Below are 12,250 nucleotides of genomic sequence, written 5' to 3'. Positions count from 1 at the left end.
GATCCACCCCGCCACCATTCTGCTGCGCCGTCTCCCGAATCTCGAGCCCACAGTCCTGGCACCGCTGGGTCACCCTCGCGATGCTCGCTCGCGCTTTCCTCGCCGTCGCCACTGGAGACGAACGCACTCACAGGCCCGCCTCGGACGGACTGATCCCGTTGACCAGTATCGAGATCGCGCACCTGTTCAACTCTGTGGACGTACAGCCTGGCGACACTGCAGTGCACCGACTTCGCTGGTCCCGCTGGCGACGACGCCACCAGGCCCGAGCCCGTGACAGCCACTACCTGCGACAAGCAGCAGCTCAACCGTGATCACGATCTACAACTGCCGTACTAGCGAGTGCCGCAAGGTTCCAGGTCGGTGACCTTCACCTCGGGGCGCTCAAGCAGCGCCGTTTCACCGCGCGCCATGTAGTCCAGGTCATCGAATTCCCAACTGTCGGTCGGTCGCGAGTAGCGGCCGAGGTATCCGAAGTCGTTGCGCTGCCAAAAGAAGCCGTTGGCGTCAATGATGTTGAGCCTCGTCGCGGCCTTGGGTTCACCACTCGGCCAGGGGGCGAAGAGGGTGTCGGTCAAGTCTTTCGGCATGGAGACCCTGGAGCAGGGAGGAATGACGCCAATCCACTTCACGGCCCTAGCGCCCTCGCCCGAGACCAATGCAGAGGCCGGGTCGAAGGATCTATTCGCCACGACGAGCCCGCCCTCGTGCGTATGCCAGAAGCTGATGAGGGACGCCTGAGCCCGGTTCTCCTCCAGGCTCTGAGCCTGGGACTGAGCGAGCTGGTCATCAGAGACCTGGGCCGCCTTCCATGTGCCCCAGGCCGAAATCGCCAGGCTGACCGCTGCCACCACCGCGGCCAAAACGGCAGTGTGCTTGCCCATGTCCGCCCGCCGATACCAACCCACGGCCCGACCCGGCCAGGCCCATATGGACGGGGTGCGCTGAACGGGAACGGTTGGGCGGTGCGGAGATTGTGGTGGGCGCGACGGAACTCGCCTGACGCGTAACCTCGGACGGCTTGCAGCCACCTGACCTCGATTCTCCCGGGGTATCCAAGGGACGCGGAATCCTGTCCCGGGGTTCCCGAGCGACACAAGCCGTCAGGCATGCTCATTTTTCGACCGTGACGAGATACGGATTTGCCATCAAGGCACTTCGCAAGGGCGCCAAGCCGTCAGGAAGGAAGAGGACGACGAGAACGAGGACGCCGTGGGCGCCGAAGACACCGCGCTCGAACACGCCAGCGTCTCCGATGTTGGCAGGCCCTCGGAGGCGACCACTTCTGTGCCAGTGCGCGAGTCCCCGGTCCCGTTGCATCCCGTAGCGGCACACCGCCGAAGCCGTGCCGCTGCCAGCGGCACCACAGAAACAGCTTCGCCGACCGGCTCCCGGTCCATAACGCCCAGCGATAGGGTGCGGGCAGCGGCCGGCGCATCGGCCCAAGCCCGCACCCCGGCCCATGACCGGGGCGCATCAAGGCGAAGGTGCCCGCGGACTCCAGCGAGGGTCCGGACTGTGCGCATCAGTGTGAGGTGTATGTCAACGTCATTCGGCCGTCAGGTCGTTGAGCCTTCCGCATGCTGCTCTTCATCGCGCGCATCGGATCATGGGGCCGGGCGCTGGAAAAGCGACAGCCGTATGACCAAGAGCCACGGTCGTAAGAGCCGGGCAAGAAGCGCCAGCCGCCGACAGGGCGCCAGCTACGCCGCCGCCAACGCCGGAAACCCTCCACGTCCACGACAGCGGCCCGTCCAGCCCGGACCTCCAGCCCGCTGATCCCAGCCGGTGGGGAGTGGAGTCCGCGCCGGACATGCGGACCGCGGCCGCGATGATCGGTGCTTGCATCGAGCGCTGAACACCGTGCCGGCGCTCTCGGACGGCGAAACTCCTTGAGGTGGACCCGATCGTGCTCGCGGTGACGGCCGGAGCGGTCTTCAGCCTGCACGCGTCACGCGGTGCGGATGGGTTCGCTGCCGGGCCCACCCAGGTGTTCTTCTTCCTCGTCCAGAATGCCCGCGCCTTCGGGAGCGACTTCCGGATGCTGACGGAGGCCGTCGAGCGGATGCCGCTGGCTGGCCGTGCGGAACTCCTCGATGACGCGCTGGACCTGTGGTCGTCCTACGGCCAGCTGCACCCCGGCCTCATCCGCGGCCAGGACCTCGGAAGGGCGAGCCGGTCCGAGACCTCCATCGCCGTCCCCAGCACTGATCAAGGTGGTGTTGGCCGAGTCGCTGCAGATCACCCGCAGGCGGAGACCGAGTCGGCTGATCGGGCCGCCGTTCGGCGCGAGCGGGACAGCACCGGGCCCGGCACCACTTCGTCTGTCGGTCCGACCCAGCTGCCCGTTCACCGGCCGTCCGTGACCCGCCACCCCAGCAACGAGAGCCGGATCCACATGAGCGAGAACACCGAAGACGTCTTCAGGAACGCGGAGAACACGGCCCGCTCCCTCGCCGAGCTCGTCTCCGACCTTCAATACCGGGGGATCGAGTATCCGGTGCCGGCCCAACGCATCTACAGCCTCCTCAGCCGCTGTGCGGGGGAGATGAAGGCGGCTCTCACTCTGCTCAGGACCTTTGTGGAGGGCCTTCAGGTCAAGGGTCTTCTGATGACCGACTACCGGGTGAGCCGCTCGACGAAGTGCTCCAGCGCTATACCGAGTCGGCAATCGCCGCGGGGCAACTCGCGGGAGTGCTGGGCGAGGCCGACTCCACCATCGAGCACCAAGCGTTCAAGAAGGAGGCGTCCGACGAGACGGAGCCGGAGACTGCGGTCCGCTTCCTTGCTGACCTCGTTGCCAGTCTCCAGCAGCGGGGGATCGAGTACCCGCTGGAGGCCTATCAGGTCTCCAGCTTCCTCACCCGTTGCGCTGGGGAGGGCGACGCGGTGGGTTTCGTAACGCGCCCGATTCATCGGTCGTCCGACCGATCCAGCAAACCGCTGCACGGGCCATCGTGGCGGCATGACTGAAACCCCCCACCACGACCCCGCGGAGCCTGCCGACGCCAGCCGCAGAGCCATCCTTGCCACCCTGGGCGGTGCAGCCCTCGGCGTGGCCGCTCTCGGAATCCCGGCTTCGCGCGCAGCAGCCGCAGACCCAGACAACACACCCAAAGCCGCCGCCGGACCGGCCGCTGCCTGTGTCCTGACGCCCGAGCAGACCGAAGGCCCCTACTATCTGGACCTCGAGACGGTCCGCAAGAACGTCACCGAGGGCAAGGCAGGCGTCCCACTCACCCTCCGCGTGACGGTCGTCGACATCGCGACCTGCTTCCCGTTGCCCAACACGGCGGTCGATATCTGGCACAGCGACGCGCTCGGTGTCTACTCCGGCTACGTCGCGGGCGGCTCAACACCGGACACCACATTCCTGCGAGGCGTGCAGCTGACCGACTCCGCCGGCGTCGCGGAATTCACCACCGTCTATCCCGGCTGGTACGTCGGCCGCGCGCTCCACATCCACGTCAAGACGCATGCCGGCGGAACCGTGTCCAACGGGACGTACCACGGAGGCCACGTATCCCACACGGGCCAGCTCTACTTCCCCGAGACGTACAACACCAAGATCGCCGCCTTGACCCCGTACCGGAACAACACGGCCACCCGCACCCTCAACGCAAGGGACGGCATATACCGCAACGGCGGGTCCTCGACCCTGCTGAGCATCACCCAGGCGAGCAGCGACCTCGGCAAGGGGGTAACCGGCACCGTGATACTCGGTGTCAATCCCGCCGCAACGCCATGACGCACCCTCCCGAGGGCGGCCGAGCCGATGAGACCGGAAGGTTTCGCCCGGGAAGTCCCCGGCCAGGAATCGGGGATGACCCGGCACAGGACATGTGAGTTATGCGGAGCGGTGCTGACCGTCGGACCCCACGGCGGTCGGCCAGCTCGCTATTGCTCCAGTGCGTGCCGGCAACGGGCGTTCAGACAACGCTCGATGCACAAAGGCTCCGGAAGGGAACGACCAACCGCACCAGATGCCTCCCCTCCGGATTCGGGTCGCGGGCTGCCGCCAGCGCTCGACTCCTTCGTGGGGCGACGGCAGGAACTCTCCGTCCTGCGCACCCTGTTGAGGACGTCACGCCTGCTCACGCTGACCGGTGCCGGCGGCGTCGGCAAGACGCGGCTGGCGCTGGAGTTCGCCAAAGGGCTGCCTGAGCGCTACGCGCGGGTGGACCTGATCGAGCTCGAGTCGCTGCACGACGACGCTCCGCTCGCGCAGTCAGTCGCCACCGCGCTGGGTGTGGGCGAGCGAGCGGGGCGGCCCGACACCGACGCTCTGGTCCTTGCGATCGGCAACACCTCCCGGCTGCTGATCCTGGACAACTGCGAACATCTGGCGGAGCCGTGCGCTCGGCTGGCCGCGACACTGCTGAGCCACTGCCCCCGGTTGCGGATCCTGGCCACCAGCCGGGAGGCGCTGCGGGTTCCCGGAGAGACCGTGTTCCGGGTTGGCGAGCTGCCCCTGCCGCCGACAAGCACCGGGGATGACCCTGACGCCCTCCTGCGCTCGGATGCCGTCCGCTTGTTCGTCGAACGAGCCGCCGGCTGTGCGCCTGGCTTCACCCTCTGCCGTGGCAACGGTGCGACGGTCGCCGAGATATGCCGTCGGCTGGACGGTCTGACGCTCGGCATCGAGCTCGCGGCGCGCCGCGTCGGCACGCTTCCACTGGGCGACATCCTCGCCGGACTGAACGACCGGCTGTTCCAGCTGTCGCTACTGACCGACGGAAGCCGGACAGGTCCCCGTCGTCACAACGGACTGACCGCCGCGATCGCCTGGAGCCATCGGCTGCTCGAGCCGGCGGAACAGGCGGTCTTCCGGCGCCTTGCGGTGCTCGTCGGAGGATTCGACGCGGGGGCCGCCGAGGCAGTCTGCGCCGGCGACGCCGTCGCCCCGCGCCAAATTCTCGGCATCCTGTGCGCACTTGAGGCCAAGTCGCTGATCGTACGGCTGCCGGGCAACGCACATCCCGCGCGGTTCCGGCAGTTGAGCGCCGTTCGCGCCTGCGCCATGGAGCATCTGATCGACTCGGGCGAGCTGGACGCCGTACGGCGGCGGTCCCTCGACTGGCTGAACAGCCTCGCGGAACGGGCCGGTGGCGAGGTGTTCGCCGACCAGGCCGTTGGGCCGCTCACCGGCGAACGGGACAATCTCGCGGCGGCCTTGGCCAGCACCGGCGGCGGTGGCGCCTCGCGCGACCGGCTGGCCCTGGAACTGGCCCGCGTGTACTACCAGCATGAACAGCCTTCGGCTGCCCGCTCGCTACTGGACGGACTTCTGCGGCTGCCCGCCGGGCCTGCCTTCGGCGGTACGGTAGCGGCACTCGCCACCCGCGTCGCCTGTCAGCAGACCGACCTGGCCGGAGCGCTAAGCCTTGGTGAGCAGGCGGTACGCCAGGAACGCGCGCGCGACCACCCCGCCGGTCTCGCCAATGCCCTGGACGCCCGGGCGGCAGCACGGCTGTGCCGCGGTGAATTCGCCGCCGCCGTCGCGGACCTGCGCGATTCCCTGCGTGTCGTCTCCGTGCTCGGTCGACGAGAGGACACCGCATGGTGCACCCATCACCTGGCTTGGGCCCTGCTCCAGGCGGGCGCGGAGGCCGAGGCCGACCTCCTCATGGCTCGCTGCCTTCCGGTGCTCAGGGCGCAGGCTCACTGGAGCCGGGCCGCCGCCGCCCTGCACACCGCCGGTGCCGTACGGCTGTCCCTGGGCCGTCTGGACAACGCCGAGGAACTGTTCGTCGAGGTGCTCCGCATCGTCCCCGAAGCAAGCTTCCACGCGCTGTACCCGGTCGAGGGCCTGGCCCTCGTGGCCGCCGAGCGCGGTGACTTACGGAGAGCCCTGCGCTTGTGCGAGGCGAGTGCGCAGGCACGCCGTCGGCTGGACACAGAGCCGGAGGACCCGTGGCGCCGGCGAGTGGAACTGACGGCGGCTCGTGCGCGGGCAGGGCTGTCGGCAGCTGCGCAGGACGCGGCCGTCAGTGGTGGCCGCCGGCTGCGCGGGGACCGGCTCGTCGCATACGCCCTGCGGAGGGGAAGCGGCAACCCTCGCTCGACGTCTGACGCCACGGCGGCCGTCGTGGACCAGTTCCCGCTCACGGGCCGGGAGTTCATGGTCGCCGAGCTCGTCGCCGAGGGGCTGACCAACCGCCAGATCGCCGAGCAGCTGGGTCTTTCGGCGCGTACCGTCGCCACGCACCTGGACAAGGTCCGCGACAAACTGGGCCTGCGCTCACGCACCCGGATCGCTTTGTGGGCGGCCGCACGAAGCAAGGACGATTCCTGACGACGCGAGAACGTCGCACGGATCTTCCTCGCGTGCCGGAGCCGTGAAGGCCGCGGCACCCGGGTGGCACGCCTTCGACGGCGAGCGCACGAGCTGCGCTCGCCGGATGTGGGTTCCCGTTGAATGTGTCGCCCATAGGGCTGCGACCGGCAGCGCCGTCCTGATTTCTGGAGCGCATCCGAGTACCCCGGCTGGGGCCGGGCCGCCCCCGGGCGCGCCCGCGGCGGGTACGGGCAGACAAGGCGTACGCCTCCCGCAAGAACTGCGCCGACCTGCGCCGACGCGGCATCAGGTGCAGCATTCCGGACAAGGCCGACCAGGCCGCGAACCGCAGGAAGCGCGGCTCGCACGGCGGCCGGCCACCGAAGTTCGACAAGACCGACTACAAGGCGAGACATGCGGTCGAGTGCGGCATCAACCGGCTGAAGCGGCACCGGGCCGTCGTTACGCGACACGACAAACTTGCTGTCCGCTACGAAGCGACCGTTCTGGTCGCCGCCATCAACGAATGGCTGTAACCGGCGCGTGACCACGTCTCAAGCCCACACCGCTTTGACTACGGCGTGGCCCGCCGAAGCCGCCCGTCCGTAGAACCCTTGGAGGTCCCTGTGATGGTCGAGGAACTCCTGCCTGGCCTGCGCCAGCTCCCGGGCGCGGCCGCCGAGCTTGGCACCAGCAACGTTCCACAGCTCGTCGAAAGAGACAGTCGCGAGGAAGTCTGCAGCCTGTGACACCCCAGGCGGCTCCAGAATCATCAGGGGCGGGTTGGAGGGGGCGGCGTCAGCGCTGTGTGCCACGGGGCGGCCGCCGTAAATCGGCAGCGTCCAGGGCTTGTCGGCGCCTGCATCGAGGACGTCGGCCGCGGAGTAGAGGTCATTGACGGAGTTGAAGACCTTCTCGATCGAGTCGGCGATACCTGCCGCGTACTCGTCGGGGTGGTTGTCCCAAGCCTCGGACATGAACGCCGCAAGCCAGGTGTGGTCGTCCCTGATCTCGGACTCCGCGACGGCGCGAAGGTGTAGGTGGATGCTCACCGCGACGAGTCCCCCGGTTCGTTCGGCCCGCCGGTCGGGCCGAACGAACAAAACTTACTCGACGGCACTGACGGCGAGACGTCCCGACCTCTAACGCGGGATGCCCGGCGGTGCCAGGACGCACTCCGGCACCCAGGCGCCGTGTGTTGTCGAGAGCGACCGCTGCGGACAGGTAGCCATCCGTACGGGACCTTCGCAACAGGCCCTGGAGCGGGCCAACACCGGTCATTCGTAGCATCGGTGAGAAGCCGTGTCAGAACCGGCGATCTTTGACGCTCAGTGTTGGAAAACGGGATGCCTGTCCGTACCCCTTACTCTCGGCGAACTTCGTCAGTTCGCCCGCGATGGTGACGTTCGCGTCGAAGTTCTCCGGCTTGCACCAGTGGCACGACGTCGAGGTCGTCACCGCGTTCGGCGAGGACATCGTGTAGATAGTGGCGCAATGCAGACCCGTCGGGGAACTCGACGGGTGCCACCTTCACTCGGCCCCCGCGACGTCTAGGATGCGCGCCAGCACCGCCACGACTCCTATCTGGGGGTCGTTGGTCGCTTAGCCGCCGATCACGGGCGCCGCGCACGCGGTATTCACCGGTCTCGATGTCGACACGGAACTGTCCTTGCGTCTCGGAGACTTGGGCTGCGGCGCCGCCTGACGGCCCGCGTCTTCGGCTTGATCAACGCGAGGCGTACCACGACTGCTCGCAGTGCTCCGTCCTCGCCGGCCATCGTGGCCTCCGCGCTAGCCGGCGTGCTCGTCGATCCAGCTTTGGGGGATGAGGGCCCTGCCGTTGCGCCAGTTTTAGCGGACGCAGTCTTGATACCACTGGTCGGGCAGGTTGGCGTCGTCGCTGACGAAGAGTTGAAAGTCGGGGGCGAGGTCGTTGGCGAAGCAGTACATCAGCTCGAACAGGCCCGTCACCCCGAGGCCGCGGTTCTGGCCGGTGAAGTCATTGCGGAGCACGACCCCGGCGAGCTCGCCGTCCTCTTCCTTGATCTCCACGATCTCGCTGACGAAGGCGAAAGAGATCTTGTCGTCGGAGAAGGCGCGGCTCTGCTTGACCTGGGGGGCGCCCAGGGAGGAGGGCGGCGCACGACGGTCGGAGCGAGCGAAGCAGGTGAGGAAGGCCGCGGTGACATCCCGCGGCCGGAGAGTTCGTCCTCCTTGGGCAGGCCGAGCTTGTGGTAGCCGGACCCGGTGGCGACGATCACCGCCCTCATCGGCTGCGGTAGAGGTGAAACGAAGCTTGCGGTGGAGAAGAGCAGACTGCCTGCAGGAGTGAGGATTCGGCGGTAATCGGGAGCATGGACTCCACACTCCGTCAGGAGCCGATCGTCGCTGGGCGGATCCGGTCCGATTACTGCGTCCTTCTTGCACTCCATTTTCACGCATGGCGCGGTGTCTCGCGACGCGACGCGCTGTCTCTCCGTGCGCGTGCGGGAAATGGCGATCCGAGTAAGCTGGAATCGAAGACACGTCGATGTCTTGGCGAGAAGGAGCCCGTATACCGGCGATCGCGTATAGCGGCGATCGTGTTCTCAGGGGACAAGGGCCGATTCCCGGCCCTGATGAATTCCCCTTTGCCAGCCCGACCCCCCGGGCTTCGTCGCTGTCGCCCGGTGCCGTTCGCGCAGCTGGGTCAGCCCGACAAAGAGCCCTCCCAGGAGGTGAGTTGGGGTGAACGCGCAACTGCGAAACCGGGCCGCGATGGTCGCCGTCAGTGTCTGCATCGTCATGCTGACCGCGTTCTACTACATATTCCCTGAACAGTCGCTGATCTTCGTCGCCATCGGAGCGGCCGGCGTCATCGGTATCGTCCTGGGTGTCATTCTCAACCACCCGGAGCATCGAATCCCCTGGCTATTGCTTGCCGCGGGAAACTTCGCCTTCGCCGTGGGTCAGTGCACCCAGATCATCCTCATGCGGATGCCCGACGAGGAGATCCCGTTTCCGTCGATCGCCGACGGCTTCTATCTCGCGGCATATCCGCTCTATGCTGCTGGGCTGCTGGGGTTCGTCCACTGGCGCACGAGTTGGCGCGACCGCGCGAGCCTCGTCGACGCGCTGACGCTGACAGTCGGCCTGGCGCTGCTGTCGTGGCTCTTCCTCATCGGGCCGTTCGCGCAAATCGAGGGTCTCACCTGGGTGCAGAAAGCGTTCTCTATCGCCTACCCGCTCGGCGACATCCTCGTCCTGGCGATGCTGCTGCGCCTGCTCGCCGGCCGTGGCGGCAAGAGTCCGTCCCTCATACTTCTCACCGCGGGCACCCTTGGCCTGCTCACCGCCGACGTCGCTTACGGCCTGATACAACTGCACGGAACGTGGCGCACGGGCACCGCGGTCGATCTCGGCTGGGCCGTCCTCTACGGTGCTTGGGCGGCCGCCGCGCTCGATCCGACCATGCGGTCGCTGACCCAGCCGGTGGCATGGCGCGCCGAGACCGGCATGGGCCGGCTGAGCCTGCTCACCCTCGCGTCGCTGATTGCGCCGGTCATCCTCCTGGTGGAGGGGGTGCGGGGCGAGAGTTCCAACATCGGCGTCATCGGAGTGTTCTCCGCGCTGCTCTTCCTCCTCGTGCTCTTCCGCCTGGCGGGCGTCGTGGCGACCCACCGGCGGGCGGTCGGCCGGGAGGAGACTCTGCGCGTCGCTGTGTCGTCACTGGGCGGAGCGGGCGATCTGCGGGATGCGGCCTCCGCCGTCGACGTCGCGGTGATGGAGCTGACGTCGCACGGCCCGCCGCGTTTCGCGCTGCTCACCGTGCTGGACAACACGCTCTGGGTGACCGGGGCGCACGGCGGCGTACGTGGGCCTCTGCCCGGGCAGGGGACGGCAGCCGTACGGGAACTGGCCGCGTACGGCGAGAACCGCCTGGTGACCCTCGACGGTGTGGGGCCCGATCTCGCCGCCCACCTCACGGGCCTGGACGAGGAGCCGACCCGCACCGGCCACGCGCTGGTCTGCCCGCTCATCTCGCAGGATCACCCCTCGGGTGATCCGCTGATCGGGGTGCTGATCGTGGCCGGGGACGAGCAGGACCTGCTCGTGCTCCGCGAAACGCTGGCGACTCTCGCCGCGCAGACGGCACTTACCGTGACGCGGGTTGCCCTCGCCGAGGAGGTCAACCGGCGCAACAGTGAGATGTACTTCCGCACACTGGTGCAGAACGCCTCCGACGTCATCCTGATCCTCGACGACGAGGACCGGGTCCGCTACGCCAGCCCCTCCGCCGACCAGGTGCTCGGCGTTCCGGACCTTGAGGGCACCCACCTCATCGATCTGGTGCCGCCGCAGGACAGCCGCGGAGTGGTCGAGACGCTCGGCCGGATAAGGAGCCACGAGTACCAGACCAGGCGCGAGCACTGGCGCATGATCCGGGGCGACCGGTCGTCCATCGAGGTCGAGGTGAGGTGGAGCGACCTGCGCCAGGAGGCGACCGTCGGTGGGCTGGTGCTCACCCTGCGGGACGTGACCGAACAGCGCAAGCTCGAACGTGAACTCACCCACCAGGCGTTCCATGACTCGCTCACCGGCCTGGCCAACCGCGTGCTCTTCCAGGACCGGGTCAACCACGCCCTGGTGCAGGCTCAGCGCGACGGCACGGTGGTCGGTGTGCTCTTCCTCGACGTGGACGACTTCAAGGTCGTCAACGACATACACGGCCACGGTGTGGGCGACGAACTCCTGGTCGCGCTGTCACTCCGGCTGCAGACCACTGTTCGTGCCTCCGACACCGCGGCGCGCATCGGCGGCGACGAGTTCGCACTCCTGGTGGAGGGCGCCGCCACGCCGGAGGGCGTGGAGCGGTTCACCGAACACGTGATGACCGTGTTCGCCGAGCCGTTCCGGCTCCGTGTGGGACCGGTGAGCACGTACGCCAGCGTCGGCGTCGCGACAACGGAGGACAGCATCGACTCGGTCGAACTACTGACACACGCCGATCTTGCGCTGTACGCGGCGAAGACGGCGGGTAAGCGCCAGTGGCGCCGCTACCACCCGGAACTGCAGAGCGGCATGGAGGAGCGTGCCAAGTTGCAGGAAGGCCTGGACAGTTCGTCGATCGAGACTTCGTTCTTGGTGCTTTACCAGCCCATCGTGGAACTGGCCAGCGGTCAGATCAACGGCTTCGAGGCGCTCGTTCGCTGGCCCCACTCCTCGCGCGGCATGGTGCTGCCGGAGCGGTTCATCACACTGGCCGAGGAGAGCGGGCAGATCGTCCCGCTCGGCGCCTGGGTACTTGATCAGGCCGCGGCCGAGGCTGTCCGGTGGCAGGGCTCCGTGCCACGCGACGGGACGGCGGACCGCAACGCACCTTACGTCAGCGTGAATGTGTCACCTCGTCAGTTCCGGGACGAGGAGTTCTACAACGTGGTCCGGCGCGCCTTGGATCTCTCCGGCATAGAACCGTCGTCTCTCGTATTGGAACTGACCGAAAGCGTGCTGATGTACAACGACGAACGCATCCTGACTGAGATGAGTTCGCTCACCGACCTCGGGATCCGCTTCGCGATCGACGATTTCGGAACGGGCTACTCCTCGCTGAGTTATCTGCGTGAGTTCCCGATCTCGATACTCAAGATCGACAAGTCGTTCGTCGACGAACTCGGGCGCTCGCCTGAACAGTACGCCCTGGTCGAGGGCATCACCCATCTCGCGGACACCCTCGGCCTCACGGTGATCGCCGAAGGAGTGGAGAACGTGCGGCAGCAGGAGCTGCTGATCTCCATGGGCTGCCGGTTCGGCCAGGGGTACCTCTTCGCCGAGCCGGTCAGCGCCGAGGAGACGGCGCACCTCGTCCTCGCGCCGCCGCTCGGCCGCCCGGCCGGTATGCCTGCGGCGGCCGCGGAAAGGAAGCGGTGATGGCGGCGGCCCTCTCCCGCGACGGGTGCAGGCCATGCTCCGCAGGACGCCACGCGAGGCAGGAGA

9 protein-coding genes and 1 pseudogene are annotated in these 12,250 nt (G+C 67.7%); 5 read left to right on the top strand and 5 right to left on the bottom strand.

What is annotated here, in order from left to right; translation table 11 throughout:
* Positions 1–335: 335 nt before the first annotated feature.
* Complete coding sequence (locus tag ABZX90_RS39830; protein WP_355213260.1) at positions 336–884, bottom strand: hypothetical protein; 549 nt, start codon at positions 882–884, stop codon at positions 336–338.
* Positions 885–1,951: 1,067 nt separating this feature from the next.
* Positions 1,952–2,137, bottom strand: coding sequence for a hypothetical protein (locus tag ABZX90_RS39825; RefSeq protein ID WP_355213258.1), 186 nt, complete (start codon positions 2,135–2,137; stop codon positions 1,952–1,954).
* Positions 2,138–2,643: 506 nt separating this feature from the next.
* On the opposite strand from ABZX90_RS39825, the gene ABZX90_RS39820 reads away from it, so the two are divergent.
* The 4 genes from ABZX90_RS39820 to ABZX90_RS39805 all read left to right on the top strand — a co-directional run bounded on the left by ABZX90_RS39820 (position 2,644) and on the right by ABZX90_RS39805 (position 6,813).
* Positions 2,644–2,973 (top strand): hypothetical protein, encoded by a 330-nt coding sequence (locus ABZX90_RS39820; RefSeq protein WP_355213256.1) that lies wholly within the window; start codon positions 2,644–2,646, stop codon positions 2,971–2,973.
* Entirely contained in the window at positions 2,966–3,748 is a 783-nt protein-coding gene (locus tag ABZX90_RS39815; RefSeq protein ID WP_355213254.1) for an intradiol ring-cleavage dioxygenase, read from the top strand. The genes ABZX90_RS39820 and ABZX90_RS39815 overlap by 8 nt, the downstream gene beginning before the upstream one ends.
* 288 nt (positions 3,749–4,036) lie before the next feature.
* Positions 4,037–6,295: a LuxR C-terminal-related transcriptional regulator gene (locus tag ABZX90_RS39810; RefSeq protein WP_355213252.1), complete on the top strand. Its 2,259-nt coding sequence runs from the start codon at positions 4,037–4,039 to the stop codon at positions 6,293–6,295.
* Positions 6,296–6,462: 167 nt separating this feature from the next.
* Positions 6,463–6,813 (top strand): transposase, encoded by a 351-nt coding sequence (locus ABZX90_RS39805; RefSeq protein WP_355213284.1) that lies wholly within the window; start codon positions 6,463–6,465, stop codon positions 6,811–6,813.
* An 18-nt stretch (positions 6,814–6,831) separates the two neighbouring features.
* Here ABZX90_RS39805 and ABZX90_RS39800 read toward each other — a convergent pair whose 3' ends face one another.
* The 3 genes and pseudogenes from ABZX90_RS39800 to ABZX90_RS39790 all read right to left on the bottom strand — a co-directional run.
* Complete coding sequence (locus tag ABZX90_RS39800) at positions 6,832–7,329, bottom strand: DUF1877 family protein (protein ID WP_355213250.1); 498 nt, start codon at positions 7,327–7,329, stop codon at positions 6,832–6,834.
* 253 nt (positions 7,330–7,582) lie between these two features.
* Complete coding sequence (locus tag ABZX90_RS39795; protein ID WP_355213248.1) at positions 7,583–7,753, bottom strand: hypothetical protein; 171 nt, start codon at positions 7,751–7,753, stop codon at positions 7,583–7,585.
* A gap of 480 nt (positions 7,754–8,233) precedes the next feature.
* Positions 8,234–8,544: pseudogene (locus tag ABZX90_RS39790) on the bottom strand (thioredoxin-disulfide reductase); the annotation flags it as partial.
* 460 nt (positions 8,545–9,004) lie between these two features.
* Between ABZX90_RS39790 and ABZX90_RS39785 the strand changes: the two are divergent.
* Positions 9,005–12,184, top strand: coding sequence for an EAL domain-containing protein (locus ABZX90_RS39785; RefSeq protein WP_355213246.1), 3,180 nt, complete (start codon positions 9,005–9,007; stop codon positions 12,182–12,184).
* The last annotated feature ends 66 nt before the right edge of the window (positions 12,185–12,250 follow it).

It is taken from the genome of Streptomyces sp. NPDC002935 (genome assembly GCF_040611295.1).
Lineage (GTDB): Bacteria > Actinomycetota > Actinomycetes > Streptomycetales > Streptomycetaceae > Streptomyces.
This window is presented reverse-complemented; position numbering and strand designations above follow the sequence as displayed.